This is a genomic window from Halomonas ramblicola, from assembly GCF_030409215.1.
Lineage (GTDB): Bacteria > Pseudomonadota > Gammaproteobacteria > Pseudomonadales > Halomonadaceae > Halomonas > Halomonas ramblicola.
Genome location: NZ_JAUFPL010000028.1, coordinates 101,677 through 128,662, shown reverse-complemented (window position 1 = coordinate 128,662; position 26,986 = coordinate 101,677). Strand labels below are relative to the sequence as shown.

24 protein-coding genes are annotated in these 26,986 nt (G+C 67.9%); 4 read left to right on the top strand and 20 right to left on the bottom strand.

The features are described from left to right. Window positions 1–3: 3 nt before the first annotated feature. From QWY80_RS11650 to QWY80_RS11640, 3 genes are read right to left on the bottom strand one after another with little or no spacing between them, the layout of a single operon-like run. On the bottom strand, window positions 4–1,284 hold the full coding sequence (locus tag QWY80_RS11650; protein WP_290231630.1) for a TRAP transporter large permease: 1,281 nt from the start codon (window positions 1,282–1,284) through the stop codon (window positions 4–6). Then, complete coding sequence (locus tag QWY80_RS11645) at window positions 1,281–1,898, bottom strand: TRAP transporter small permease (RefSeq protein ID WP_290231628.1); 618 nt, start codon at window positions 1,896–1,898, stop codon at window positions 1,281–1,283. The genes QWY80_RS11650 and QWY80_RS11645 overlap by 4 nt, the downstream gene beginning before the upstream one ends. A gap of 6 nt (window positions 1,899–1,904) precedes the next feature. Then, window positions 1,905–2,879 (bottom strand): TRAP transporter substrate-binding protein, encoded by a 975-nt coding sequence (locus tag QWY80_RS11640; protein WP_290231626.1) that lies wholly within the window; start codon window positions 2,877–2,879, stop codon window positions 1,905–1,907. Between the two features lie 213 nt (window positions 2,880–3,092). Here QWY80_RS11640 and QWY80_RS11635 point away from each other — a divergent pair, with 213 nt between their 5' ends. Then, window positions 3,093–3,839 (top strand): FadR/GntR family transcriptional regulator, encoded by a 747-nt coding sequence (locus QWY80_RS11635; RefSeq protein WP_290231624.1) that lies wholly within the window; start codon window positions 3,093–3,095, stop codon window positions 3,837–3,839. A gap of 64 nt (window positions 3,840–3,903) precedes the next feature. On the opposite strand, the gene QWY80_RS11630 is transcribed toward QWY80_RS11635, so the two are convergent. From QWY80_RS11630 to abiEi, 6 genes are all read right to left on the bottom strand, one after another. Further along, complete coding sequence (locus tag QWY80_RS11630; RefSeq protein WP_290231622.1) at window positions 3,904–4,674, bottom strand: DUF3307 domain-containing protein; 771 nt, start codon at window positions 4,672–4,674, stop codon at window positions 3,904–3,906. Continuing rightward, window positions 4,671–5,318 carry a hypothetical protein gene (locus QWY80_RS11625; RefSeq protein ID WP_290231619.1) on the bottom strand — a complete coding sequence of 216 codons (648 nt, stop codon included), beginning with the start codon at window positions 5,316–5,318 and terminating at the stop codon, window positions 4,671–4,673. The genes QWY80_RS11630 and QWY80_RS11625 overlap by 4 nt, the downstream gene beginning before the upstream one ends. Before the next feature lie 106 nt (window positions 5,319–5,424). Then, entirely contained in the window at window positions 5,425–6,612 is a 1,188-nt protein-coding gene (locus tag QWY80_RS11620) for a vWA domain-containing protein (RefSeq protein ID WP_290231617.1), read from the bottom strand. A 3-nt stretch (window positions 6,613–6,615) separates the two neighbouring features. Next, a complete protein-coding gene (locus QWY80_RS11615) occupies window positions 6,616–7,470 on the bottom strand; it encodes an AAA family ATPase (protein ID WP_290231615.1) in 855 nt (284 codons plus the stop codon). 83 nt (window positions 7,471–7,553) lie between these two features. Further along, on the bottom strand, window positions 7,554–8,483 hold the full coding sequence (locus QWY80_RS11610) for a nucleotidyl transferase AbiEii/AbiGii toxin family protein (protein ID WP_290231613.1): 930 nt from the start codon (window positions 8,481–8,483) through the stop codon (window positions 7,554–7,556). Further along, window positions 8,473–9,009: a type IV toxin-antitoxin system AbiEi family antitoxin gene (gene abiEi, locus QWY80_RS11605; protein ID WP_290231610.1), complete on the bottom strand. Its 537-nt coding sequence runs from the start codon at window positions 9,007–9,009 to the stop codon at window positions 8,473–8,475. The genes QWY80_RS11610 and abiEi overlap by 11 nt, the downstream gene beginning before the upstream one ends. Before the next feature lie 85 nt (window positions 9,010–9,094). On the opposite strand from abiEi, the gene QWY80_RS11600 reads away from it, so the two are divergent. After that, on the top strand, window positions 9,095–9,409 hold the full coding sequence (locus tag QWY80_RS11600; protein WP_290231608.1) for a cupin domain-containing protein: 315 nt from the start codon (window positions 9,095–9,097) through the stop codon (window positions 9,407–9,409). Here the strand turns inward: QWY80_RS11600 and QWY80_RS11595 are convergent. Both QWY80_RS11595 and nhaD read right to left on the bottom strand, forming a co-directional pair. Further along, entirely contained in the window at window positions 9,400–10,323 is a 924-nt protein-coding gene (locus QWY80_RS11595; RefSeq protein ID WP_290232574.1) for an NAD(P)-dependent oxidoreductase, read from the bottom strand. The two genes, QWY80_RS11600 and QWY80_RS11595, sit on opposite strands and share 10 nt — an antisense overlap. A gap of 46 nt (window positions 10,324–10,369) precedes the next feature. After that, window positions 10,370–11,854, bottom strand: a complete 1,485-nt coding sequence (nhaD, locus tag QWY80_RS11590; RefSeq protein ID WP_290231606.1) for a sodium:proton antiporter NhaD — start codon at window positions 11,852–11,854, stop codon at window positions 10,370–10,372. 192 nt (window positions 11,855–12,046) lie between these two features. On the opposite strand from nhaD, the gene QWY80_RS11585 reads away from it, so the two are divergent. Together QWY80_RS11585 and QWY80_RS11580 are read left to right on the top strand one after the other, a co-directional pair. Then, window positions 12,047–12,988: a pirin family protein gene (locus tag QWY80_RS11585; protein ID WP_290231603.1), complete on the top strand. Its 942-nt coding sequence runs from the start codon at window positions 12,047–12,049 to the stop codon at window positions 12,986–12,988. A 50-nt stretch (window positions 12,989–13,038) separates the two neighbouring features. Further along, on the top strand, window positions 13,039–15,402 hold the full coding sequence (locus tag QWY80_RS11580) for a DNA polymerase II (RefSeq protein ID WP_290231601.1): 2,364 nt from the start codon (window positions 13,039–13,041) through the stop codon (window positions 15,400–15,402). Window positions 15,403–15,415: 13 nt separating this feature from the next. On the opposite strand, the gene QWY80_RS11575 is transcribed toward QWY80_RS11580, so the two are convergent. The 9 genes from QWY80_RS11575 to lexA all read right to left on the bottom strand — a co-directional run bounded on the left by QWY80_RS11575 (window position 15,416) and on the right by lexA (window position 26,888). Then, window positions 15,416–17,206 (bottom strand): ABC transporter transmembrane domain-containing protein, encoded by a 1,791-nt coding sequence (locus tag QWY80_RS11575; RefSeq protein ID WP_290231600.1) that lies wholly within the window; start codon window positions 17,204–17,206, stop codon window positions 15,416–15,418. Between the two features lie 66 nt (window positions 17,207–17,272). Further along, window positions 17,273–18,547 (bottom strand): GGDEF domain-containing protein, encoded by a 1,275-nt coding sequence (locus tag QWY80_RS11570; protein WP_290231598.1) that lies wholly within the window; start codon window positions 18,545–18,547, stop codon window positions 17,273–17,275. Window positions 18,548–18,835: 288 nt separating this feature from the next. Beyond that, window positions 18,836–19,837: a nucleoid-associated protein YejK gene (gene yejK, locus QWY80_RS11565; RefSeq protein ID WP_290231596.1), complete on the bottom strand. Its 1,002-nt coding sequence runs from the start codon at window positions 19,835–19,837 to the stop codon at window positions 18,836–18,838. 41 nt (window positions 19,838–19,878) lie between these two features. Beyond that, window positions 19,879–20,640 (bottom strand): ABC transporter permease, encoded by a 762-nt coding sequence (locus QWY80_RS11560; protein WP_290231593.1) that lies wholly within the window; start codon window positions 20,638–20,640, stop codon window positions 19,879–19,881. Further along, window positions 20,640–21,575, bottom strand: coding sequence for an ABC transporter ATP-binding protein (locus QWY80_RS11555; protein ID WP_290231590.1), 936 nt, complete (start codon window positions 21,573–21,575; stop codon window positions 20,640–20,642). The genes QWY80_RS11560 and QWY80_RS11555 overlap by 1 nt, the downstream gene beginning before the upstream one ends. Then, window positions 21,568–21,774 carry a DUF6494 family protein gene (locus QWY80_RS11550; protein ID WP_290231588.1) on the bottom strand — a complete coding sequence of 69 codons (207 nt, stop codon included), beginning with the start codon at window positions 21,772–21,774 and terminating at the stop codon, window positions 21,568–21,570. Before QWY80_RS11550 ends, QWY80_RS11555 begins: the two co-directional genes overlap by 8 nt. A 417-nt stretch (window positions 21,775–22,191) precedes the next feature. Further along, window positions 22,192–24,795: a bifunctional aconitate hydratase 2/2-methylisocitrate dehydratase gene (gene acnB / locus QWY80_RS11545; protein WP_290231586.1), complete on the bottom strand. Its 2,604-nt coding sequence runs from the start codon at window positions 24,793–24,795 to the stop codon at window positions 22,192–22,194. A 400-nt stretch (window positions 24,796–25,195) separates the two neighbouring features. Continuing rightward, window positions 25,196–26,260, bottom strand: coding sequence for a DNA polymerase IV (dinB, locus tag QWY80_RS11540; protein ID WP_290231584.1), 1,065 nt, complete (start codon window positions 26,258–26,260; stop codon window positions 25,196–25,198). After that, window positions 26,241–26,888 (bottom strand): transcriptional repressor LexA, encoded by a 648-nt coding sequence (gene lexA / locus QWY80_RS11535; RefSeq protein ID WP_290231582.1) that lies wholly within the window; start codon window positions 26,886–26,888, stop codon window positions 26,241–26,243. Before lexA ends, dinB begins: the two co-directional genes overlap by 20 nt. Window positions 26,889–26,986 lie beyond the last annotated feature (98 nt).

The window sequence follows — 26,986 nt, the reverse complement described above, 5'->3', positions numbered from 1 at the left end:
GTATCAATAGAAGAGGTTGACCAGCGTCATGGGGATGGCCGGGACATAGGTGACCAGCATCAGCACCACGAACAGCACCAGGATCATCGGCAGGTTGGTCTTGGTGGTTTCCCACATGTCGGTCTTGGCAATGGAGCAGGACGTGGCCAGCACCGAGGCGACCGGCGGCGTCTGCTGGCCGATGGCCAGGTTGAGGGTGAGGATCAGGCCGAAGTGGATCGGGTCGATACCGATCTGGTGCACCAGGGGCATCACGATGGGCACGACCAGGATGATGGCGGCAGCGCCGTGCAGGAACATGCCGAGCAGCAGCAGCAGGATGTTCAGCAGCGCCAGCACCAGGATCGGATTCTCGGTGATCGCGGTGATTTCGCTGGCCAGCTGCTGGGGGAGCTGCATCTCGGTCAGGAAGAGACCGAGTACGGCAGAAGTGGCGACCAGCAGCATCACCACGGCGGTCTGGATGACCCCCTCGATCACCGCGCGATAGAGGATCTTCAAGTTCAGCTCGCGGTAGACGAGGCCCCCGATCAGCAGGGCGGCCAGCACGGCGATGCCGGCACCCTCGGTGGCGGTGACGAAGCCACCGAAGATCCCGCCCAGGATGATCACCGGCAGGGTCAAGGCCCAGAAGGCTTCCCTGAAGGCCTTGCGCAGGGTGGCCAGCGAGAAGGAATCCTCGCGGGGCAGGTCATACTTCACCGCATAGTAGTAGCAGGCGCCGGCCAGACCAGCAGCGCCGATCAGCCCGGGCACGATGCCGGCGACGAAGAGCTTGACGATGGAAGTGTCGGCGATGGCGCCGTAGAGGATCATCGACAGCGACGGCGGGATGATGATCGCCAGCGAGGCCGAGGAGGAGGTGATGGCGGCAGTGAAATTCGGGTTGTACTTGCGCCGCTTCATCTCCGGGATCAGCACCGAGCCGGTAGCTGCGACGTCCGCGACGGCCGAACCCGAGATCTCGGCGAAGAACAGCGACACCCCGACATTGACCATCGCCAACCCGCCGCGCACGAAGCCGACGATGGCGGTGACCAGGTTGATCAGGCGGATGGAAATGCCCGAGGTGTTCATCAGCGCCCCGGCGAAAATAAAGAGAGGAATAGCGATCAGGGGGAACTTGGTGGCACCGTTGAATAGCGTCAGCGGCACGTTTATCAGGGCATCGGCCCCCATGTTGAGGTAGACGCCGACTACGCCCACCACGCCGATGGCCACGGCGATCGGCACGTTGATCAATACCAGGGCGAAGAGGGCGGCGATGATGATCAGGAGAGTCATGCGCGGTGCTCCTTGAGGTCTTCCTCGGCTTGCCGGATGGCGGCCTCGATCTCTTCTTTTTCGCTGTGGACGCCGCTACGCATCTTGCGCCAGGCCATGGGCAGGCTGAGCAGTTCACAGAGGATGAACAGCACGGCGCTGATCGGGATCACTGATTGGGTGACGTCCAGCCCTATCCACGGCAGCGTTACCAGGCTGTCCCAGGCGAGGATGTCGAGGACGCGGTAGCCGTAGTAGGCAATGACCAGGAAGAAGCCGATCACGATGACTTCCGAGAGGATGAACAGGGTGGCGCGAAGGGCGGCAGGCGCGTGGCTGACCAGGCCGGGAAAGCCCATATGGGTCCGCTTGAGGGCGGCCAGGTTCGCCCCGTAGAAGCTCAGCCATGCCAGGCCGATGGAGGCGACCTCGTCGTACCAGGAGAAGGAGTTGCCCACCATGCGAAAGCCCACCGCGGCGATGACGATGGTGGTCAATGCCAGCAGGAGGAAGACGGTCAGCACCTCCAATAGTCGTTCCAGCAGTAGATTGACACGAGCCAGCAAGCTCATGGTGTGGACCTCCTGCGATCTCGTGGGGAAGGGCGCCTCGACGGCGCCCGGGGTGGATGACATCTTGCGTTACTCCTCGGCCAGTGCCATGGCGCGGTCGACGAGTTCCTGGCCTCCCTCTACCTGTTCGGCGAATTCGGCGTAGACAGGGTTGCTGGCCTCGACGAAGGCATCCCGGTCCACGCGATTGACCTCCATGCCCTCCCCGCGCATGGCCTCGAGGAGCGAGTCGTCGAGTTCCGCGCCCTTGGCCAGTGCCCAGTCCTGGGTCTCCGCGGCGACCTCGGTGATGGCGGTGCGCACGTCCTCGGGGAGCTTCCCCCAGCCGCCCTTGCCGGCGGTCAGCCAGATCGGCGAGTAGACATGGTTGGAGAGCGAGAGGTAGTCCTGCACCTCCTGGAACTTGGCGCCGTTGATGTTGCTGAGCGGGTTCTCCTGGCCGTCGACCACCCCCGTCTGCAGGGCGACGAAGACCTCTGAGAAGGCCATGGGGGTCGGGTTGGCGCCCCAGGTCTCGAACATCAGGGTGCGCCACTCGCTCTGAGGGGTGCGGAGCTTCAGCCCTTCCAAGTCTTCCGGCGTCTCGATTGCGTGTTCGTTGTTGGTGATGTGGCGAAAGCCGTTCTCCCAGGTGGAGATGAGGTTCAACCCTTTCTCGTCGGCTTTCTGGGCCAGGTCCTGCATGATGATTTCCTGGTCGAGGCGCTTGAGGTGGTCGCGATCCTTGACCAGGAACGGCATATCGAACAGGGCGAATTCGGGGGATACGGAGGACATGATCGAGGAGATGGCGGCGAGGTCCACGGTGCCCGCCCTCAGCTTCTGGATGAGCTGGCGTTCGTCACCCAGCTGGCCACTGTGGTAGTACTCCACCTGGTGGGCGTCGCCGAGGCGCTCCTGGAGGCGGTCGCTGAACTCCTGGGCGGTCTGCCCCTGCAGGCTGTTGGGGGTGCCGCCGATGGCGAAGACGATCTTGTCCGCCTGGGCGTGGGAGGCCGCGATGGCCAGGGAGAGGGTCGAGAATCCGATCAGTTTCTTGAGCATGGTGCGATCCTGGTTGTTAGGTGGGAAGGTCGATGAACTGGTCTAGTGGTTGGTTTACCAGACCAGTTGTGGGACAATCTAGATATCCCGCATGGCATTCGTCAAGCCCCATCTGGTCGATTTAGACTTTGGGATAAAGGGTGGAGAGGCCGTATAGCCCCAGCGGTTCAAATGGTCTAGCGTTTAGACCAGCTGATGACGAGAGTGGACCCTATGGACAATCCTGCATTCGCCTTCGAGAAGGCGCTGAGGAACAAGACGAAGAAGGACATCCTGACCGAGAAGCTGGTCGAGATGATTCAGACCGGCCTCCTGCGGGACGGTGACGTCCTGCCCAGCGAGCGTGAGCTGGCGCAACTCTTCGAGGTCAGCCGAGAGACGGTGCGTGGGGCCCTGTCGCAGCTCGCGGCCTATGGCCTGATCTCCGTCTCCCATGGCAGCAAGACCCGGATCCGTGCTGGCGACGAGGTGCTGGCGGGATTCAGTCGCTCGCATCCGGACGGTGGCGACAAGGTGAATCGCTTCGACATCGGCAGTGTCTTCGAGAGCCGTATCGTGGTCGAGGCGGCGATCGCGCGTCGTGCCGCCATCAACATCGATGTCGAGGGCATCCAGAAGCTCGAGAAACTGATCGAGGCCCAGAGCCGGCTATTCGACTCGCCGGTGCACTTCCAGCTCTCCGACCAGAACTTCCACAAGCTCATCTCCGAGTATGCCAACAACGAGATCCTGCTCGGCTATGCCGAGGAGCTCTATGCCTACGGCCTCAACGTGCGCCGCCAGGTCCTGCTGGAGAAGGGCGCCATCGAGCGCAGCTTCCATGAGCACGTGCACATCGTCGAGGCGCTCAAGCGCGGCGATCCGGATGCCGCCGAGAGGGCCATGCTGACGCATCTGGACAGCGTCTACCGCACCACCCAGGAAAAGCTGGCTTCCTCCTCACATGGCGAGGCCGGGTAAGCGATCCTCGTGACCTCGAGGCATGATTCCGACGCTTGGCGGGCCGGGGCAGTGGGCGTCCGGCTCACCCCGCCAGCAGCAGCCGGATCACCATCCCCAGCGCCAGCGTCGAGGCGACGCTGAGCAGGGTGCCCAGTAGTACGTATTCGGTGAGCTTGCGGTCCTGGGAGTCGCGCAGGTCGCCGTAGCGCAGCACCGACTTGGCCGCCAGCAGGAAGCCCACCGCGGTGAGCTGGTCGAGCAGCACCAGGGTGAGCACCACCACCCGTTCCAGCATGCCGATGCGGGCGCCGGCCCGGGCCAGGGTGTCCTTGTCCTCGAGCTGGTGGCTCCAGCGCTGCATGACCAGGGCGATGGCCAGCGACAGGGGGCGCGTCACCACCAGGTAGGCGACGGCCACGCCGAGCACCCGCGGCGCGACCAGCCACTCGCCCAGGGCGACCAGCGGCGCTGCGCTGCCGATCCACAGCAGCCATAGGGCGACCAGCACCAGCAGGTGCAGCGCCTGGTCGAGCAGGAACCAGCGCAGCCGGTCGGCGGCTAGGTGCGCCTTGCCCAGGTCGATCAGCCAGTGGCTGGCGGCCACCGCCAGGCCGCCGGCCAGGGCGGCCGGCAGCCCCGGCGAGGCCGCCAGGGTCAGGCTGGCGACGGCCAGCACCGCACAGGCGAGCGCGCCGTGCACCAGCGCATGCTGGGCGAGGTGGCGCGAACGGTGGCGATGGCGCAGGCGGTCCGCGACCCAGTGTCCGGGCTGCAGCAGGAAGTCGCCGACCAGGTGGGCCAGCACCAGGGCCATGGGCAGGGAGAGCGCCAGGGAAGGATCGGTGGACATCATCGGCGTTGGCTCCGGTCGGACAGGCGGGTCTCCAGGTAGGCGAGGGTGTCGGCGAGCAGCGGCCAGCGCGCGGACCGCAGCCGCTTGTGCACGCTGGGTTGGCGGATGCCGAGTCGCTCGGCCATGGCCTGCTGTGAGAGATCGTCTGCCAGGCCCAGGCCGACCACCTCCGCGGAATAGCGGGACCAGCCCGCCACCAGGTCGTCCAGGTAGCGGACGAGCAGTGCCAGGCCACCGTCGTCGGGCTCGTCGAGCAGCGTCAGCGACAGGTGCGCCGGGCCCTCGGTCAGGGCGTCCAGATGCTGCCCGGACTGCACGAAGGGCTCCGCATCGGCCTCCGCCACTCGGAGATCGTCGCGCCAGGGGGCCGGTCCCACCGCCACGGCGATGCGTGCATCCCAGCGCTGTTCGGCCTCGGAGTGCTCGATGAGCGCGGCACGCAGGGCGATGGCCGCCGTCATGGCGTGCCGGGCGTGGGGCAGGGCGAGTTGGAAGCCGTCGCCGCGGAAGCGCCCGGCACGCCCGTCATGGCGTTCGGCCTGCGCGGCCAGGGCGGCGTCCAGCCGCCGATAGAGACGCGGGCGGTCCTGCACCTTGCGCGAGTCGATCACGTCGCCGGTCAGCACGGCGATTCGCTGGGGCATGGCGTGGGCTCCTGACACGAATGCCTTCAGTATAGCCATAAAAGGCTATTTATCCAGTTAATCACCCTTTAAGGCTATAATACTGAAATATTCCAGTTAAGGGCTATCAGGGCCCCTGGCGCGCCAGCTCGCGCATGGCGCTCTCCAACCCCTCCAACGTCATGGGATACATGCGCTCGCCGATCAACTCGCGGATCAGCCGGGTGGAGTGGGTGAACTCCCAGGCTCGTGGCGGCATGGGGTTGAGCCAGGCCAGGCGGGGGAACTTGTCCGCCAGGCGCTTCAGCCACACCGCGCCGGCCTCGTCGTTGAAGTGCTCGACGCTGCCGCCGGGGTGGGTGATCTCGTACGGCGACATGGCGGCGTCGCCGACGATCACCACCTGGTAGTCGCTGCCATAGGTGTGCAACACGTCCAGGGTCGGGATGCGCTCCTCGAAACGGCGGGCATTGTGGCGCCACAGCCCCTCGTAGACGCAGTTGTGGAAGTAGTAGGGCACCAGGTGCTTGAACTCGGCGCGCGCCGCCGAGAACAGCTCCTCGCAGACCCGGACGTGGTCGTCCATGGAACCGCCCACGTCGAGCAGCAGCAGGATCTTCACGGCGTTGTGGCGCTCGGGACGCATCCGCACGTTGAGTAGGCCGGCGTCGCGGGCGGTGTCGCGGATGGTGGCGTCGACGTCGAACTCCTCCGCCGCGCCCTCGCGGGCGAACCGGCGCAGCCGCCTCAGCGCCATCTTGATATTGCGCGTTCCTAATTCGAGGCTGTCGTCGTAGTCGCGGAAGCGCCGCTCGTCCCATACCTTCACCGCCCGGCGGTTCCGCGAGCCGTCCTGGCCGATGCGGATGCCCTCGGGGTGGTAGCCGTAGGCGCCGAAGGGGCTGGTGCCGCCGGTGCCGATCCACTTGTTGCCGCCGGCGTGGCGCTCCTGCTGCTCCTCGAGGCGCCGCTTGAAGGTCTCGATCAGCGTCTCGAGCCCGCCCAGGGACTCGACCTGCGCCTTCTCCTCCTCGGAGAGCCGCTTCTCGAATTCCCGGCGCAGCCAGTCGTCGGGGATCAGCGCCTCGATGGCGGCGTCCATGTCCTCGAGCCCCTCGAACCAGGCGGCGAAGGCGCGATCGAAGCGGTCGAAGTGGCGCTCATCCTTGACCATCACGGTGCGCGCCACCCGGTAGAAGGCCTCCGGGTCGGCGAACGCCACGCCGCGCTCCACCACCGCATGGAGGTCGAGGAGTTCGCGCAGCGACACCGGCACGCCGGCACGCTTCAGGGTCTCGAACAGACCGATAAACATGGCTCAGCGTCTCGTATTGGCCTGGCGGCGCATCATGAACGCCAGCCGTTCCAGCAACTGGGTATCCTGTTCGTTCTTGACGAGTGCCCCGGCCAGTGGCGGGATCGCCTTCGCCGGGTCGCGGTGGTAGAGCGCTTCGCGGGCCAGGTCGTCGGCCATCAGCAGCTTCAGCCAGTCCACCAGCTCCGAGGTGGAGGGCTTCTTCTTCAGCCCCGGCGCCTGGCGCAGCTCGAAGAACACCTCCAGCGCCTCGCTGACCAGCTTCGGCGCGATGTCCGGGAAGTGCACGTCGACGATGGCCTGCATCGTCTCGCGGTCGGGGAACTCGATGTAGTGGAAGAAGCAGCGGCGCAGGAAGGCGTCGGGCAGCTCCTTCTCGTTGTTGGAGGTGATGACGATGATCGGGCGGTGGCGGGCGCGAATGGTCTCGCCGGTCTCGTAGACGTGGAACTCCATGCGATCCAGCTCCTGGAGCAGGTCGTTGGGGAACTCGATGTCCGCCTTGTCGATCTCGTCGATCAGCAGCACCACCCGCTCATCGCTGGTGAAGGCCTCCCACAGCTTGCCGGGCTTGATGTAGTTGGCCACGTTCTCCACGCCCTCGATGCCCAACTGGGAGTCGCGCAGCCGGCTCACCGCATCGTACTCGTAGAGCCCCTGGGCCGCCTTGGTGGAGGACTTGATGTGCCAGGTAAGCAGCCGGGTGCCCAGCGAGCCGGCCAGCTCCTCGGCGAGCAGCGTCTTGCCGGTGCCCGGCTCGCCCTTGATCAGCAGCGGCCGTTCCAGGGTCACGGCGGCGTTCACCGCCTGCTTGAGGGCCTCGGTGGCCACGTAGGTGGAAGTGGAGTCAAACGCCATGGTCGCGCCTCGGCTGGTTCGTCGAAGGGTCGGGAGTCAAACGAGTGTACGGAAGGGCGGGGAAGGGGACAAATCCTGCCCTTCTACATCTGGAATGGAGGCGCTGGCTCCGATACCTGACCGTCATACAACTGCTGGATCACTCGGCCGATCAGCTCCGCCACGGTGTTGATGAGATAGTCGGAGAACTTGGCCTTGTAAAGTGTGCGCTCCAGGACTTCCTGAGGCAGGAAGCGCGCCATTTCCTGTTGGAACGGCCGGCCTTGTACGATGTAGGCAAGCTGCCCTTGCCGCTGCTTCGCCTTGGCGAGGTAGCCTTCGACTCGATAGTCCTCGAGCTTGTGGTGCAGCAAGCCGATCTCGACTTCGGCACCCTGTTGAGCCAGCCAGGCGAGGTCCCAGATATCTCGGTGGCGGACATAACGCTGGTTGTTGACCAGCGATACCAGCTTATCCGCCATGATCTCGTCGAGGCTCTCCATCATGACCAGGGTGTCGCGGTAACCATCCGGCAGGAAGTCATAGTTGAGCCGCAGTGGGCGAGGCTCCCGTGTGTAGGCCGGCACGTTGGCGATGTCCAGCTTGATGCGCTGCTTGGGTATGTCCCGGCGAGCCGGTGCCGTGACGATGGCGAGCTGCCACTTGTCGACGCGTACGTCGGCATAGTCGGGGTCCTGTCGCAATTCTGCCGGCTCCTTCACCAGCACATCCAACTGGTAACGTCTGGAGATGTAGTGCTCCAGGCAGTGCTTGATCTCCGCGACCTGGGATGAGGCGAAATGGTGACCTCCGACGAAATCGAGGTCCTCACTGAAACGCGAGGCACCGTGGCACAAGCGTAGCGAGGTCCCACCCTGGAAGGTGAGACCGTCCAGCAAGCCGTCCTGCTCGAGAGCAAAGAGCATGTCGTAGTGCAAGAGCTCCTTCTCGATCACCGGGCGCATGTTCTGATGGCCGGGCACCTGCATGGCCTGTGCTACCAGGGCTTCGAAGTCTTCCGGCTCAAGCCGCATCCAGTGCCTCCGTATCGACGAGATGGACGTTGCGTCCCACCCGCTTGAGATCGGCCCAGGCGGCATCGGGGGTGGCGAAGCGTAGAGGGCGGTCGATGTCGGTCATGCGAGCCAGCAGGTCGCGGACCGGACGTTTGGTATGCGTGAATTCGATAGTGCCAAAGGGGGTGCGGCAGGTGCCCCGACGCCCCGTGGTCATCACGGTCAGGCGATCCATCGGGACCTGCGAGATGGCACCATACTCCGACAGGGCGGATTCCAGACTGACGTAGTTGTATTCTCCACGCCGGAGCGCCGCGGCCACGCGCTCGAGCGTGTAGGCATCCAGGCTGCGGGCGTGGGGATTGACGTAGACGCCCCGGGAGGCGCGCACCAGCACGCCTTGCTTCACCAGGCGGTTGATGCCCTCCTGCAGTGTCTTGGGGCTATCGTCTGGAAATAGCTTGGCAAGATCGCGGTGCAGGAAGACGTATCGGCCCTGGCGGTCCCATGTTCGAAAGACCTGCTGCGCCGTGAGAGAATCCATAAGTCGACACCTGGACTATTTATGCATAGTCTAGGTGTCGACTTGAAAAACGGCAAGCAGAGTATCGAGGAGTCAGGAGACCGTAATGAAGAACCTCTTCGCGTCGATTCCCCTCTCCCTGGAGGCGGAGCAGTTCGAGGAGCTGGCGGGCGGCAAGGACGTTCGGATCGAGCGCATCGTCTCGCGCGGCCACGCCTCGCCGGAACGGGGCTGGTACGACCAGCCGCAGCACGAGTGGGTGGTGGTGCTGCAGGGGCGGGCGGTGCTCGCCTTCGAGCAGGGCGACGACGTGGCGCTGGCCCCCGGCGATCACCTGACGATCCCGGCGCATTGCCGGCACCGGGTCGAGTGGACGGACCCGCAGCAGGCCACCGTGTGGCTGGCGGTGCACTACTCCTGAGAGGGGCGGTAGGCCTCCACCAGGGTCGCGGGGTCGTGCTCGGCGTGGCCGCGGCCGGCATGGGCGCGCAGCAACTGGGCGGCCAGGCCGGTCATGGGCGTGGCGCTGGCGCTGCGTCGGCTCTGGGTCACCGCCATGTCCAGGTCCTTGAGCAGGGTGCGCAGGTGCCAGGGCGGGTCGGCGTAGTCGGCGGCCGCCATGCGCGGGGTCAGCATCCGGAAGGGCGTGGAGTCGGCGAAGCCGCCGGCCAGCGCCTCGGTGAGCCGCGTGGCGTCGACGCCGCTGGATTCCGCCAGCGCCACCATCTCAGCGATCACCGCCGCCTGGCAGCCCACCACCATCTGGTTGCAGACCTTGGTGACCTGGCCGGCTCCTACCGGTCCCATATGCGTCACGCGGGAGGCGAGCGGTGCCAGCAACGGTTCGAGGGCCGCGATGTCCACCGCCTCGCCGCCGGCCATCATCACCAGCGTGCCGGCCCGGGCACCGGCCACCCCACCGGAGACGGGGCAGTCGACCCAGCCCATGCCGCAGTCGCGCCGGAGCCGCTCGGCGAAGTCGCGGGTCGCCTCGGGGTCGCTGCTGGAGAAGTCGATCAGGGTCTGGCCGTCGCGCCCGTGGGCGGCCACGCCGTCCTCGCCGAACACCACGGCCTCGACCACCGCGGTGTTGGCCAGGCACAGCATCACCCGGTCCACGCTCGCCACCAGCTCGCCGATGGAGCCGGCCACCCGGGCACCGGCCGCGCGCAGCCCCTCGGCCTTCTCGGGGGTGCGGTTCCAGACGCTCACCTCGAAGCCGGCCTCGAGCAGGCGGCGGGTCATGGGGCCGCCCATCAGGCCGAGGCCGATGAAGCCGAGTCGCGGTTGGGTCATGCGGGTCTCCTCGAAAGCGGAAGGCTGTCTCGGGGGCAGCCTTCAGCATGCAGGTGGAAGGGTTTTCCATCAAGTCGGGGCGTGCTCACCCGAATACCCGGAAGCTCCCGGCGTTGAGCCACAGGTGGGTGGCGATGCTGGCCGCATAGCCCAGGGCGATGACCGGCGTCCAGCGCAGGTGGCCGGCGAAGGTATAGTAGCCGCGGGCCTGACCCATCAACGCCACCCCGGCGGCGGAACCGATGGACAGCAGGCTGCCGCCTACCCCGGCGGTGAGGGTGATCAGCAGCCAGTGGCCGTGGGACATCTCCGGCTGCATGGTCAGCACCGCGAACATCACCGGGATGTTGTCGATCACCGCCGACACCAGGCCCAGGACGATATTGGCCCAGGTGGCATCCAGGCCCCCATAGAGCGCCTCGGAGAGCAGGCCCAGGTAGCCCATGAAGCCCAGCCCGCCCACGCACATCACCACGCCGTAGAAGAACAGCAGGGTGTCCCACTCGGCCCGCGCCACGCGGTTGAAGACGTCGAAGGGCACCACGCTGCCCAACTGGGCCAGCTTCTTGTCGTCGCCGAGCCGGGTATAGCGGGCGCGCTTGCGCGCCAGCGAGCGCGGCAGGCTGCGGCGCAGGTAGTAGCCGAAGAACTGCAGATAGCCCAGGCCGGTCATCATGCCCAGCACCGGTGGCAGGTGCAGCAGGCTGTGGCAGGCCACGGCGGTGGCCACGGTGAGCAGGAAGAGCGCGATGATGCGTCGCGCGCCGCGCTTGAGCTCGACCGCCTCCTCGATGCCTTCCGGCGTGCGGTTGCCGACGAACAGGCTCATCATCACCGCCGGGATCAGGAAGTTGACCAGCGAGGGCACCAGCAGGGCGAAGAACTCGTAGAAGGCCACCATGCCGGCCTGCCAGACCATCAGGGTGGTGATGTCGCCGAAGGGGCTGAAGGCGCCGCCGGCATTGGCGGCGACCACGATGTTGATGCAGGCCAGGTTGATGAAGTGCCTGTCGCCCTCGGCCACCTTGATGACCACGGCGCACATCAGCATGGCGGTGGTCAGGTTGTCGGCCACCGGGGAGATCACGAAGGCCAGGCCGCCGGTGAGCCAGAACAGCTGGCGGTAGCTGAATCCCTTGTGCACCATCCAGGCGCGCAGGGCGTCGAAGACGCGGCGCTCCTCCAGGGCGTTGATGTAGGTCATCGCCACCAGCAGGAAGAGCATCAGCTCGGTGAACTCGAGCAGGGTCTCGCGGAAGGCGTGCTCGGACTCCTCGGGCATGCCCGCCTGGACATAGACCCAGCCGATCAGCGCCCAGATCAGGCCGGCGGCGACCAGCACCGGCTTGGACTTGCGCATCTGCAGCTTCTCCTCGCCCATGACCAGTGCATAGGCGAGGACGAACAGGGTGACCGCCGCCACCCCGGCCAGCGAACCGGTCAGGTCGAGGCTGCCGGTGGCGGCATGGGCCATCGGGCTGGCGAGCAGCAACGCGAGACAGGCGGACGACAGAACGCCCGGCCGGCGGGGGATCCGTGGCCAGGCAGGGGCAGGGCAGCCGGTGGGCATGGTGGTGGTTCCTGGAGGGGCCAAGGAAGGGAGGACAAGCTTCTTATAGCACGCGATGCTGCGCTGCGGTATCGACGCTCCCATGCCGTTACGGCATGGGGCCCGGCCGCCCGTGACCGCTGGCCCATGGCCTTGGCGTCGGCTTGCGGCCTATGCTGGGGGCATGTCCAGCGTCCATCGAAGGAGAACGCCATGAGCAACCTGGTGAAGGAGACGAGCCTCTCCTCGTCGTTGGATTGCCCGGTCGTCGACGGCCGGCGCCAGGTACAGCACATCGCTGCGCGCAGCGCCGAGGTGGGCGGGATTCCCATCAACCGCGTGCTGCCCACCCGCCAGCGGCGCCTGGTGGGCGCCTGGTGCTTCCTGGATCACGCCGGCCCCTCGGTCTTCAAGGGCGACGGCGCCGGCATGCAGGTCGGCCCCCATCCGCACATCGGCCTGCAGACCTTCACCTGGATGATCGAGGGCGAGGTGCTGCACCGCGACAGCCTGGGCCACGAGCAGGTGATCCGGCCCGGCCAGGTCAACCTGATGACGGCGGGACACGGCATCAGCCACACCGAGCAGTCGATGCCCGGTTCCGACCAGCTGCACGCCGCCCAGCTGTGGATCGCCCTGCCGGAGGCCCACCGCGATACCACTTCACGCTTCGACCACTACGCCACCCTGCCGTGCTGGGAGCAGGCCGGCGTCGCCCTGACCCTGCTGATCGGCGAGTTCGCCGGCCAGCGGGCGCCGACCCTGGCCTTCTCGCCGCTGGTCGGCGTGGACCTGGCCGCCGCCGAGGCGGCGTCGCTGACCCTGGCGCTGCGCCCCGACTTCGAATACGGCGTCCTGCCCCTGGAGGGAGAGCTCGGGATCGAGGGCGACGGCTTCGCCACCAACGAACTGGCCTACCTGGGCCGCGGCCGGGACGGCGTGACCCTGGACCTGCCGGCCGGCGGCCGCGCCATCCTGATCGGCGGCGAACCCCTCGACGAGGAGATCCTGATCTGGTGGAACTTCGTGGGCCACAGCAAGGCCGAGATCGCCGTGGCCCAGCGCGACTGGGAGATCGGCAGCGAGCGCTTCGGCTCGATCCCCCAATGGCCGGGCGAGCGGCTGATGCCGCCGCCGTTGCCCTGGAAGGTGTGAGGGGCCCTGCCGGCGAGTCGAGTAGCGTGAATGTGGGCAGGGACAGGGCGGTGAACTCACGGCAGGGCTTCCTTCTCACCCGGCACTGGCATGATGCCCCCGAGGGCAAGCGGGTGGTGGTGTGGCTGGCCACCGACGAGGGGCCGCTGCGCGCCACCCTGCCGGTGCAGACTCCCGTGGCCTTCCTGCCGGCGGAGCAGCGCCGGCTCGCCGAGGCGGTGCTCGCCGGCGAGGCCGGCGCCGAGCTGCGTGGGCTCGCGCTGCACGACTTCCAGCGCCGCCCGGTGGTGGGCCTCTACTGCCAGCACTACCGGCAGTTGTTGGCCCTGGCGCGGCGTCTCGAGGCGGCGGGCGTGGCGGTGTACGAGGCCGATATCCGGCCGCCCGAGCGTTACCTGATGGAGCGCTTCATCACCGCGCCGGTGTGGGTGAGCGGCGAGAGCGACGGGGCGGGTGGGCTGCTGGAGGCCCATCTCAAGCCGGCGCCGGACTACCGCCCCCGGCTCCGGCTCTGTTCGCTGGACATCGAGACCAGCGCCCGGGGCGAGCTGTTCTCCATCGCGCTGGAGGGGTGTGGCCAGCGCCAGGTCTATATGCTGGGGCCGGCCAATGGCAAAGCGCAGGAGCTTGATTTCGACCTCGCCTACTGCGATAGCCGTCGTGAACTGCTGGAGCGGCTCAACGCCTGGTTCGCCGAGCATGATCCCGACGCCATCATCGGCTGGAACCTGGTGCAGTTCGACCTGCGCCTGCTGCACGAGCATGCCCAGCGCCTCGGCGTGCCGTTGCGCCTGGGGCGCGGCGGCGAGGCGCTGGAGTGGCGCGCCCCGGGCCAGTCGCCCGAGCGCTGCTTCGCCTCGGCCCCCGGTCGGCTGATCGTCGACGGCATCGAGGCGTTGCGCTCGGCCACCTGGAGCTTTCCCTCCTTCGCCCTGGAGAGCGTGGCCCGGGCGCTGCTGGGCGAGGGCAAGGCCATCGACGACCCCGACCGGCGCCTGGACGACATCCTGCGCATGTTCGCCGAGGACAAGCCGGCCCTGGCCCGCTACAACCTCAAGGACTGCGAGCTGGTCACGCGCATCTTCGCGGCGACCGAGCTCACCGACTTCCTGCTCGAGCGGGCCACCGTCACCGGCCTGGCCGCCGACCGCAGCGGCGGCTCGGTGGCCGCCTTCACCCACCTCTACCTGCCGCGCCTGCATCGCCTTGGCCAGGTGGCGCCCAACCTGGGCGAGGGCGAGCCCGCCGAGAGCCCCGGCGGCTTCGTCATGGACTCCCGCCCCGGGCTCTACGACTCGGTGCTGGTGCTCGACTTCAAGAGCCTCTACCCCGCGATCATCCGCAGCTTCCTGATCGACCCCGCGGGGCTGGTGGAGGGCCTGGCCGATTCCTCGGACGCCGCCTCGGTGCCCGGCTTCCGCGGCGCGCGCTTCTCGCGCACCCGCCACGCCCTGCCGGCCATCGTCGAGCGCGTGTGGGCCGGGCGCGAGGCCGCCAAGCGGGCCGGCAACGCACCGCTCTCCCAGGCGCTGAAGATCATCATGAACAGCTTCTACGGGGTGCTGGGATCAAAGGGCTGCCGCTTCTTCGATGCGCGCCTGGCCTCGTCGATCACCATGCGCGGCCATGCCATCATGCGCCGCACCCGCGAGCTGATCGAGGCCGAGGGGTATACCGTTATCTACGGCGACACCGACTCTACCTTCGTGTGGCTCGGCCGCGTCCACGACGAGGCGGAGGCCGAGGCCATCGGGCGACACCTGGCGGCCCGGGTCAACGCCTGGTGGCGCGAGCACCTGGCGGCGGAATACGGCCTCACAAGCGCCCTGGAGCTGCAGTTCGAGACCCACTACCGGCGCTTCCTGATGCCCACCATCCGCGGCACCGAGGCGGGCAGCAAGAAGCGCTACGCCGGCCTGGTGCGCGATGCCTCGGGGGAGGAGCGGGTGGTGTTCAAGGGCATGGAGACGGTGCGCAGCGACTGGACGCCGCTGGCCCAGCAGTTCCAGCAGGAGCTCTACCGGCGGGTCTTCCGCGGCGAGCCCTATCGCGACTATGTCCGCGCCTATGTGCGTGACGGCCTGACCGGCGAGTTCGACGAGCGGTTGGTCTACCGCAAGCGGCTGCGCCGGCGCCTCGACGACTACCGGCACAACGTGCCGCCCCACGTGCGGGCGGCGCGCCTGGCCGACGAGGCCAACCAGCGGCTGGGGCGTCCGCGCCGCTACCGGAACGGCGGCTGGATCCGTTACGTGATCACCACCGCCGGCCCGGAGCCCCTGGAGGCGCTGCGCTCGCCCATCGACACCCACCACTACCTGACCCGTCAGCTGCAACCGGTGGCCGATGCCATCCTGCCCTTCATCGATGACGACTTCACCGCGATCATCGACCGCCAGCTGGGGCTGTTCTGATCCCGACCCAGGCTCAGGCGCTATCCTCGGGGACGGCACGCCGGCGTCCGAACTGCAGCTCCGCCAGGTGGCGGTAGAGCGGGCTATCGACCATCAGCTCGTCGTGGCGGCCGGCGGCCACCAGGCGGCCCTCGTCCAATACCAGCAGGCGGTCGGCGGCCACCACGGTGGCCAGCCGGTGGGCGATCACCAGGCTGGTGCGGCTCGCCATCAGGCGATCCAGGGCCTGCTGGACCAGGCGTTCGCTCTCGGCGTCCAGGGCGCTGGTGGCCTCGTCGAGCAGCAGGATCCGGGGATCCTTGAGCAGCGCCCGGGCGATGGCCAGGCGTTGGCGCTGGCCGCCGGAGAGCTGCACGCCGCCGGGGCCGAGCGGGGTGTCGAGGCCCTGGGGCAGGGCGTCGAGGAAGGCCAGGGCATTGGCGTCGCGGGCCGCGGCGCGCAGTTCCTCCGCGGTGGCATCGGGCCTGCCGTAGCGCAGGTTGTCGGCGGCGCTGCCGGTGAACAGCACCGGCTCCTGGGCGACCAGCCCCAGGGTGGCGCGCAGCTCGGTCGGATCCAGGTCGCGCAGGTCGATGCCGTCCAGGGTCAGGCGGCCTCGCTCGGGGTCATGGAAGCGCAGCAGCAGGGTGAACAGGGTGCTCTTGCCGGCCCCGGAGGGCCCGACGATGGCCACCCGCTCGCCGGGACGGATCCGCAGGTCCACCCCGGCGAGGGCGGGCGTCTCGCGGCCCGGATAGGTGAAGGTGACGTCCTCCAGGCGCAGCTCGCCGGCCACCGGCGTCGGCAGCGGCACGGGCGTGGCCGGGGCGCGGATGCGCGGGCGGGCGTCGAGCAGCTCCAGCAGGCGTTCGGCGGCCCCGGCGGCACGCTGCACGTCGCCGGCCACCTCGGCCAGGGTGCCCACGGCGCCGGCGGCGAGCACCGCATAGAAGACGAAGGCCGCCAGCTCGCCGGAGCTCATGGTGCCGGCCAGCACGGCGTGGCCACCCTGCCACAGCATCAGCCCCACGGCGGCGAAGACCAGCAGCATGGCGATGCCGGTCAGCCAGGCGCGCTGGCGGGTGCGGGCCACGGCACTGGCGAAGGCGTCCTCGACCCGGGCGCCGTAGTCGCGGCGGGCGGCGGGTTCGTGGTGGAAGGCCTGGACGGTGCGGATGCCGGTGAGCGCCTCGCCGGCGTAGCGCCCCAGTTCCGCCACCCGATCCTGGCTGGTGCGCGACAGGCGTCGGACCCGACGGCCGAACCAGCGGATCGGCAGCACGGTGGCGGGAATGCCCAGCAGGACGATGGCCGACAGCCAGGGCTGGGTCACCACCATCAGCATCACCGCTCCCACCAGCATCAGCAGGTTGCGCAGCGCCAGCGACACCGAGGAGCCGAACAGGCTCTGCAGCACGCTGGTGTCGGCGGTGAGACGCGAGGCGATCTCGCCGGCGCCGCCGCCGCCCTCGACGGGGCTGACCTCGAAGTAGGCGGGCTCCAGGGTCAGCAGGTGGTCGAAGACGCGCCGGCGCAGGTCCGCGGCCAGCCGTTCGCCGATCCAGGTCACCAGGTAGTAGCGCAGCGCCGAGGCCCCGGCCAGCACCGCCACCACCAGCAGCATCGCGAGCAGGCCACGGTGCAGGCCGCCGCGGTCGTCGGCGAGGAAGCCCTGGTCGATCACCAGGCGCAGCCCCTGGCCGAGCAGCAGCACGCTCGCGGCGGCGACCAGCAGGGCCATGCCGGCCAGCACCAGCCGGCCCCGATAGGGGCGCAACAGGGTGAGCAGGCGCAGCAGCACACGGGGGTGGGGTGAGGGGGTCATCGGGCTCTCGGGAAGCGGTTATCCCACCAGTGTGCGCGATGCGCCGGCCGGGCGTCGAGGGGGCCGTCAGGCTCCCAGAGGGGCGTGGGGCGGCGGTGGTTCGTGCACCCCCAGGGGCCCGTGGTTTGGCACCCGGGGGGTGATCCCGGTCGGGCGGGCCGCCACCACGACGCAGTTCCGGCCCCGCGCCTTGCCCGCGTAGAGGGCCTGGTCGGCACGCAGCAGGGCCGGCTCGAGCGTCGCTTCCCCCGCCTCGACCCGGCTGATCCCGATACTCACGGTGAGGGCTGGCCCCCCCTCGAGGATCGGCAGACACAGGTCACCGATCCGGCGTCGCAGTCGCTCGCCGATGGCCGCGGCGGTGTTCAGGTCGGCGAGTGGCAGGGCGATCACGAATTCCTCCCCGCCATAGCGGCCCAGGACGTCGGACTCCCTCAGCACGGCCTGGCAGCAGCCGGCGATCGTGCGCAGGACCATGTCGCCTGCCGCATGGCCATGGTGGTCGTTGAGTGACTTGAAGTGGTCGACGTCGACCATGCAGAGCGCCAGGGGAGTGCCGTCCCGGCGGGCGTGCCTGAGCTCATGTTCGGCCAGTTCGAAGAAATGACGACGGTTGGCGACACCGGTCAGCTCATCGGTGCAGGCGAGGTCGCGGAGCTGCGACTCGAGGGCGACTCTTTCCTCGATTTCCCGCTTGAGCCTGCGGTTGGTGGAGCGTTCCTCGAGGAGCAGGGCGAACTGCTCGCGCTTGAGTCGGTTCAGCCGGGTGTTGGTCAGCCAGCCCAGCAGGTTCACGAAGGCCAGCAGCGCCAGGCTGGAGGCCATGAGCACGCCCGAGATCGGTGCCCAGGCCAAGGTAATCACCAGAAACCCCAGCAGCAGGTAGGCGTTGGCGGCCAGCATCCAGACGGGGCGATTGGGGATGAACAGGTAGAGCGCCATGCTGGCCACGATCAGGGCGGCGATATGCATGCCCTCGGGCTCCGGGCGCAAGGGGATCGTCAGCAGCAGGCAGGTGATCCCGAGCAAGCAGACGGCGGTGATGGCCAGCGGACGCTGGGCCATGGCCGGGTTGCGCCACACGGCCGTCAACAGCACCAGGCAGGCGGTCACCACGGTCAGCCGCATCAGCAGCAAGGCCTGGAAGGCGGCGCCGTCGCCCAGCACGCCGTAGTCGGCGAGGATGAAGGCGAGGTACATGCCGGCGGCGATGTAGAGCGCGAAACGCAGCTGGCAGGCCTCGTAGGCGAGGCTGATGCGCCGGTAGAGCGACTCGCGCTCCGGATCCGCAAACTCGGCCTGCCAGTTCAGCCTTATGGAATTCCCTGCGCTGCTTTCCATACCGCTCGCCTCGGACCTGTGTCATCGGCTGGCTGCAGCCGACATGACGAATGTTTCTCGGGGGGCGTCGTGCAAGCTTGCCCTGCTGCACGTCAGGGCAAGCTTGGCCGGGAAAGCGGGTGCTGGCCAGTGGGTTTTCGCAAATGCACGGTATCGCCTACGTGGCGGGTAAGCTATTTCCTACGAAGAGCATTTTTAATATTAAAAACAAGAGCTTGTTGTATTAAACATGTCATCGGCGGAGCATGAAAACAGCCAGGTCCTCGCGATGGACGGGGGTGATCATTTTCAGCCTTGACGCCTGAGCTGTTCCTTCAGTTGCTTGGGCACCTGCTTGATGATCAAGCGGTCGGCGTCCTCGTCGTACTCCACGCTGGAGCCCAGCAGGTGGGAGTCGAAGCTGATCGACACCCCGCCGGCGCGACCGGTGAAGCGGCGGAACTGGTTCAGCGCCTTGCGGTCCGGCGGGATCTCCGGCGACAGGCCGTAGTCGGCGTTGCGGATATGATCAAAGAACGCCTTGGGCTCCTGCTCGTCGAGCAGCTCCGAGAGCTCCTCCAGGGTGATCGGCTCGCCGCGGCTGGCCTGGTCGCTGGCGTAGTCGATCAGCGTCTCGGTCTTCTCGCGGCTGGCCTCCTCCGGCAGGTCCTCGTGCTCCACGTAGTCGCTGAAGGCCTTGAGCAGGGTGCGGGTCTCGCCGCTGGCGTCGACCCCCTCCACCGCGCCCAGCAGGGCGGCGAAGCCCTCGGCGAGCGCCTTGCCGCCGCGGTCGCGGACCCAGGAGAGGTACTGCTTCGAGTCGCCCCCGGCCTGCCACTGAGCGAGGTCGATGCGCGCCGCCAGGCTCATCTGGGCCAGGTTGAGCTGGCGGGCCGGGACCACGGCGCGCGCGTCGTCCACCCCGAAGCCCTCGCGGTGGTGCAGCAGCGCCAGGGTCAGGAAGCGGGCGTCGCCGAAGCGGGTGTCGAGGAACAGCAGCTCGCCGGAGAGCGAGAGGTGGGCGTCCACCAGGGCGGTGACGCGCTCGGCCACGCCGCGGGTGAAGGCGACGAAGTCGCGCTCGCCCGCCAGGTGGTCGGCGAGCTCCGCGGCCAGCGGCGAGGCCGCCTCGCTGCCGGGTTCGGCGAAGTGTCCCCAGGCCTTGCCCTTGGCGTGGTAGGCGCGGGTCAGCCCCTCGAGCAGGGCGTCGAGGGTATCCGAGGCGGGCAGGGCGGCGTCGGCGGGCACCAGCCGGGCCGGCTGGTCGCTGGGCTTGTCGATGCGATGGACGATGGCATTGAGGATCGGCATGACGGCTCCGTCGTCGGGAACGGGGCGGGCATGATACCCGCCTAGGGCTTGAGCCGATAGCCGGTGCGGAAGATCCAGGCCACCACCGCCAGGGCCGCGGCCAGGAACAGCAGGATCATGCCCAGGCTCACCAGGGGGCTGACGTCGCTGATGCCGTAGAAGCTCCAGCGGAAGCCGCTGACCAGGTAGACCACCGGGTTGGCCAGGGTCACCACCTGCCAGAAGGGCGGCAGCATGTCGATGGAGTAGAAGGTGCCGCCGAGGAAGGTCAGCGGGGTGATCACCAGCAGCGGTACCAGCTGCAGCCGCTCGAAGCCGTCTGCCCAGATGCCGATGATGAACCCCAGCAGGCTGAAGGTCACCGCGGTGAGCACCAGGAAGAGCACCATCATCAGCGGGTGGTCGATGCCGTAGGGCACGAACAGGCGCGCGGTGACCAGCACGATGGTCCCCAGGATCAGCGACTTGCTGGCCGCCGCCCCCACGTAGCCGAGGACGATCTCCCAGTAGGACATGGGCGACGAGAGGATCTCGTAGATGGTGCCCGAGAAGCGCGGGAAGAAGATCCCGAAGGAGGCGTTGGAGACGCTCTGGGTCAGCAGCATCAGCATGATCAGGCCCGGCACGATGAAGGCGCCGTAGCTGACGCCCTCCACCTCGCTGATGCGGGTGCCGATGGCGGCGCCGAATACCACGAAGTAGAGCGAGGTGGAGATCACCGGCGAGACGATGCTCTGCAGCACGGTGCGCAGGCTGCGGGCCATCTCGGCGCGGTAGAGGGTCTTCACGGACTCCAGGCTCATCAAGCGGTCTCCTTGACCAGGCTGACGAAGATCTCCTCCAGGGAGCTCTGGCGGGTATGCAGGTCCTTGAAGCCGATGCCGGTCGCCTCCAGGTCGGCCAGCAACTCGGCGATGCCGGTCGGGTCGTCGTCGCGGGCCTCGGCATCGTAGCGGTAGACCAGCGCATGGCCCTCCTCGGCCAGGCTCAGGTCGTGATGGGCCAGGGCGGCGGGCACCGCCTCCAGGGGCTCGCGCAGGTGCAGGGTCAGCTCCTTGCGGCCCAGCTGGCGCATCAGGGCGTGTTTCTCCTCCACCAGCACCAGCTCGCCGCGGCGGATCACCCCGATGCGATCCGCCATCTCCTCGGCCTCCTCGATGTAGTGGGTGGTGAGGATGATGGTCACCCCGTTGTCGCGCAGCCCGCGCACCACCTCCCACATGTCGCGGCGAAGCTCCACGTCGACCCCGGCGGTAGGCTCGTCGAGGAACAGGATCTCCGGCTCATGGGCCAGGGCCTTGGCGATCAGCACCCGGCGCTTCATGCCGCCGGAGAGCGTCATCAGCCGGTTGTGGCGCTTGTCCCACAGCGACAGCGAACGCAGCACCCTCTCGATGTGGACCGGATCCCGGGGCTTGCCGAACAGGCCACGGCTGAAGCTCACCGTGTCCCATACCGTGACGAAGGCGTCGTTGGTCAGCTCCTGGGGCACCAGGCCGATGCGTGCCCGGGCCTCGCGGAACTCGCGGACGCTGTCGAAGCCGTCGACCAGCACCCGGCCCGCGGTGGGATTGACCAAGCCGCAGATCACGCTGATCAGGGTGGTCTTGCCGGCGCCGTTGGGGCCCAGCAGGGCGAAGATCTCGCCGCGCCGGATCGCCAGGTCGACGTCGTTCAGCGCCTGGAAGCCGCCGGCGTAGGTCTTGCCGAGCCCCTCGACGAGAATGACGTCACTCAAGCGTGATGTCCTCCTCGAAGGTGAGGTCCAGGTCGAGCCCGTTCACCTGCACGCGCACGCTGGCCGGAAGCGATTCGTCGCCCTGCAGGCGCCCCTCGTCGAGGGCCTCCTGGACGGCCTGCTCGATGCGCTGCTGGGTGGTGACCCCCACCGTCTTGAGCAGCTTGCGGATGCTGTGCTGGAAGGCGTCCTGGTTCATGGCGTGCTCCTTTGGCGCAGGGAATGGGCGTCTATCCTAACGCGACTCCCGTTGATGTAGGAGGGCAACTCGGTTGGTTGGGCGATGGGTGTAGGAGGGCCCAAAAAAAGGTTCATCGCACTTTGGCGTGAAACCTGTCGGTAGGAGGGCACGGTTCGACGCCTCGACTCCGCTGCGCGACTGGCGCCGTCAGGCGCCTAGCGGTGTTGCCAGGTGTCGGCTGCCCCCGCCGGAGGCCTGTGGCCTCCAATCGCCCAACAGAGTTGGCCTCCTACAATACGGTTGCACGCCGATCGGCGAAGAACCAAAAAAAGCGCCCCGGGGGGCGCTTCGGTCATCGGCTCCGGCCGCCGCGGACGGCGGCCTTCGATGTTGCGAGCATCGGAGTCGAACCTGATTCTATCAGAACCCGGGGTATCAGGCTTCCTGGGAGACGGGAATCACGTTGGAAGCGGCCTTCTGATACTCCTCGATCTCGTGGAAGTTCATGTAACGATAGATCTCGCCGGCCATGGCGTCGAACTCGCTCATGTAGCGACGATACTCGTCGACGCTGGGCAGGCGACCCTCCACGGCGGCCACGGCCGCCAGCTCCGCCGAGGCGAGGTAGACGTTGGCGCCGTCGCCCAGGCGGTTGGGGAAGTTGCGGGTGGAGGTGGAGACCACGGTGCTCTTGGCCGCCACGCGGGCCTGGTTGCCCATGCACAGCGAGCAGCCCGGCATCTCCATGCGCGCCCCGGCGCGGCCATAGATGCCGTAGTAGCCCTCCTCGGTGAGCTGGTGCTGGTCCATCTTGGTGGGCGGCGCCAGCCACAGCTTGGTCTTCAGGCTGCCGGCCGGCTGCTTCTCGAGCAGCTTGCCCGCGGCGCGGAAGTGGCCGATGTTGGTCATGCACGAGCCGATGAACACCTCGTCGATCTTCTCGCCGGCCACCTCGGAGAGCAGGCGGGCGTCGTCGGGGTCGTTGGGGGCGCACAGCACCGGCTGGTCGAGCTCGTCGAGGTCGATCTCGATCACCTCGGCGTACTCGGCGTCCTGGTCGGCGCGCATCAGGCTCGGGTCGGCCAGCCACTCCTCCATGCCCTGGATGCGGCGCTCGATGGTGCGCGCATCGCCATAGCCGTTGGCGATCATCCACTTGAGCAGGGTGATGTTGGACTTCAGGTACTCGCTCACGCTGTCTTCGGACAGGGTGATGGTGCAGCCCGCGGCACTGCGCTCGGCGGAGGCGTCGGAGAGCTCGAAGGCCTGCTCGACGGTGAGGTCCTCGAGGCCCTCGATCTCCAGCACGCGGCCGGAGAAGGCGTTCTTCTTGCCCGACTTCTCGACGGTCAGCAGCCCCTTCTGGATGGCGTAGTAGGGGATGGCGTGGACCAGGTCACGCAGGGTGACGCCCGGCTTGCGCTGGCCCTTGAAGCGCACCAGCACCGATTCCGGCATATCCAGCGGCATCACGCCGGTGGCCGCGGCGAAGGCCACCAGGCCGGAACCGGCCGGGAAGGAGATGCCCAGCGGGAAGCGGGTGTGGGAGTCGCCGCCGGTGCCCACGGTGTCGGGCAGCAGCATGCGGTTCAGCCAGCTGTGGATGATGCCGTCGCCGGGACGCAGCGAGACGCCGCCACGGTTCATGATGAAGTCGGGCAGGGTGTGGTGGGTGTCCACGTCCACCGGCTTCGGGTAGGCGGCGGTGTGACAGAAGGACTGCATCACCAGGTCGGCCTGGAAGCCCAGGCAGGCCAGGTCCTTGAGCTCGTCGCGGGTCATCGGGCCGGTGGTGTCCTGGGAGCCCACGGTGGTCATCTTGGGCTCGCAGTACATGCCCGGGCGCACGCCCTCCAGGCCGCAGGCCTTGCCGACCATCTTCTGGCCCAGGGTGTAGCCCTTGCCGGTATCGACCGGCTGCTCGGGCAGGCGGAAGACGTCGGAGGCGGGCAGGCCCAGGGACTCGCGCGCCTTGGTGGTCAGGCCGCGGCCGATGATCAGCGGGATGCGGCCGCCGGCGCGCACCTCGTCGAGGATCAACTGGGTCTTGAGCTCGAAGGTGGTCAGCACCTCGTCGGTGTCGTGCTTGCACACCTTGCCTGCGTAGGGGTAGACGTCGATGACGTCGCCCATCTCGAGCTTGGAGACGTCCATCTCCACGGGCAGCGCGCCGGAATCTTCCATGGTGTTGAAGAAGATCGGCGCGATCTTGCCGCCGAAGCAGAACCCCCCGGCGCGCTTGTTGGGCACGTTGGGGATGTCGTCGCCGAAGAACCACAGCACGGAGTTGGTGGCGGACTTGCGCGAGGAGCCGGTGCCGACCACGTCGCCCACGTAGGCGACCGGGAAGCCCTTGGCCTTCACCGCCTCGATCTGCTTGAGCGGGCCCTTGACGCCGGGCTCCTCGGGCTCGATGTCGTCACGCTCGTTCTTGAGCATGGCGTTGGCGTGCACCGGGATATCGGGGCGTGACCAGGCATCCGGGGCGGGGGAGAGGTCGTCGGTGTTGGTCTCGCCGGGTACCTTGAAGACGCTGAGGGTGATCTTCTCTTCCAGCGCCGGCTTGGCCAGGAACCACTCGGCGTCGGCCCAGGACTGGATGACGTCCTTGGCCACGGCGTTGCCCGCCTTGGCCCGCTCCTCCACGTCGTGGAAGGCGTCGAACATCAGCAGGGTGTGCTTGAGCTGCTCGCCCACTTCCTTGGCGAGCTCGGTGTCGTCGAGCAGCTCGACCAGGGAGACGATGTTGTAGCCGCCCTGCATGGTGCCCAGCAGCTTGACCGCGTGGATCTTGTCGATCAGCGGCGAGGCGGCCTCGCCCTTGGCGATGGCGGTGAGGAAACCGGCCTTCACGTAGGCGGCCTCGTCGACGCCGGGCGGAACGCGATTGGTGAGCAGGTCGAGGATGAACTCCTCCTCGCCGGCCGGCGGGTTCTTCAGCAGCTCGACCAGGGCGGCGACCTGCTCGGCATTCAACGGCTTCGGCGGCACGCCCTCGGCGGCACGCTCCTCGACATGTTGGCGGTAGGCTTCAAGCACGGTAGGGCCCTCATTGCTAGTGGGGCCAGAGTGTCGCGAACCGGCGAAAGCGCCGCCGGAACAAGCCTCTGGCGCGTGGAACAGGGGTGCGAAGCCCCCGTCTCGAGTGGTCGCGATTCTACGCGAGACTGTCGACAATGTTAAGCGAGCCCCGTCCCATGGGGCTTGCACTTTGGTCGGCGGGGTGTGCGTCGAACTACAAAGTGTAGGAAGGATCGGTCCGGCGTTCCGGCTCCGCTGCGCGATTGACCCCGTAAGCAGGAGGGCAGCTCCGCTGCGCGATTGGCGCCATAAGGCGCCCGGCGGTGTCATCGTCGCTCGGGAGATCCCCGCCGGGAGGCCTGCGGCCTCCAGTCGCGCAACAAGTTGCCCTCCTACAATAATGAGCCAGTGGTGCTGGTTAGAACGGCAGACTGAGCTGGCGACGCTCGTCGGCCGGGACCAGCCTGGCGCCGACCCCCAGCAGGCGCACCGGGCGTCGGCCACGTTGCCAGGCCTGCTCGAGCAGCCGGGCGAAGCTCTGCGGGTCGGGCGCCAGCCCCCGGCTCTCCAGGGTGGTGAGGCTGAAGTCGTCGAAGCGCACCTTCACGAGCAGGCCGGAGAGGGCGGGGTGTCCATGGCGGGCCAGGCGCTCCTCGAGCCGTTCGCAGAGCGGCGCCAGGGCCTCGCGGCAGCTCGCCAGGTCGGGCAGGTCGCGGGCGAAGGTAGTCTCCACGCTGATCGACTTGCGCTCCCGTTCCACCTTCACCGGGCGCTCGTCGATGCCCCGGGCAAGCTCGAAGAGCCGCCGGCCGAACTTGCCGAACTCCTCCACCAGCCGCTCCAGCGGCACCTGGCGCAACTGCTCGCAGGTGGCGATGCCCAGGGCGTCCAGGCAGGCGCCGGTGGCCGGCCCCACGCCATGGAGTTTCTTGACGGGCAGGTCCAGCAGGAAGTCGTCGACCCGCGCCGGGGGGATCACCGTGAGGCCATCGGGCTTGTCCCAGTCGCTGGCGATCTTGGCCAGGAACTTGGTCGGTGCCACGCCCACCGAGACGGTGATGCCGGTGCGCGCCAGGCACTCCGCCTTGAGCCAGCGGGCCATCCAGGTGGCGCTGCCCGAGAAGCGCTCGGCCCCGGTGACGTCGAGGAAGGCCTCGTCCAGGGAGAGCGGTTCCACCAGCGGCGTCAGCTCGTGGAAGACCGCCTGGAGCCGGCGCGATACCTCGCGGTACTTGTCGAAGTCACCGGGCAGCAGGGTCAGGTGCGGACAGAGGCGCAGGGCGCGGGCCGTGGGCATCGCCGAATGGATGCCGAAGGCCCGCGCCGGGTAGTTGCAGGTGGCGATGACCCCGCGCCGCGCGACGCTGCCCCCGATGGCCAGCGGGATGTCGCGCAAGGCGGGATCGTCGCGCATCTCCACCGCCGCAAAGAAGCAGTCGCAGTCGGCGTGGAGGATCTTGCGATTAGCTGAGAGCCTGGCCATTGCCGCCGCGGATCAGGCCCACCCCGATGCCCTCGATCTCCAGCGGCTCATGGCGCAGGTCCACCTCGATGGGCGCGAAATCGGGGTTCTCGGCCAGCAGGGTGACGCGATGCCCCTGGCGCTGGAAGCGCTTCACGGTGACCTCGTCCTCCAGGCGCGCCACCACGATCTGGCCGTCGCGGACCCGATCGGTACGATGCACCGCCAGCAGATCGCCCTCCAGGATGCCCACGTCCTTCATGGACAGGCCGCGTACCTTGAGCAGGTAGTCGGCCCGGGGGGTGAAGTACTCGGGAGGCAGGGGGCAGTAGCGGTCGATGTGCTCGGCGGCCAGGACCGGGCTGCCGGCGGCCACCTCGCCGATGATCGGCAGGCCCGGGGAGGGGGCTTCCTCGGCCTCCGCCTCCTGCTCCAGGGCCGGCAGGCGGATACCGCGGGAGGTGCCGGCCATCATGCGGATCACGCCCTTGCGCTCCAGGGCGCGCAGGTGCTCCTCGGCGGCGTTGGGAGAGCGGAAGCCCAGGGCACGGGCGATCTCGGCGCGGGTCGGGGGGTAGCCGAGCTCGTGGATGGTCTTGACGATGAAGTCGTAGACGTTCTGCTGGCGCTGGGTGAGGGGGCGTGCCATGCGACCTCCGGGTGTCGGGTTATGCTGCATCTATTGGGCAAGTATACAGCATGGAAGTTCATCCAGTAAAAGGCGATAAAGTGTGCCGTTTCAAACGC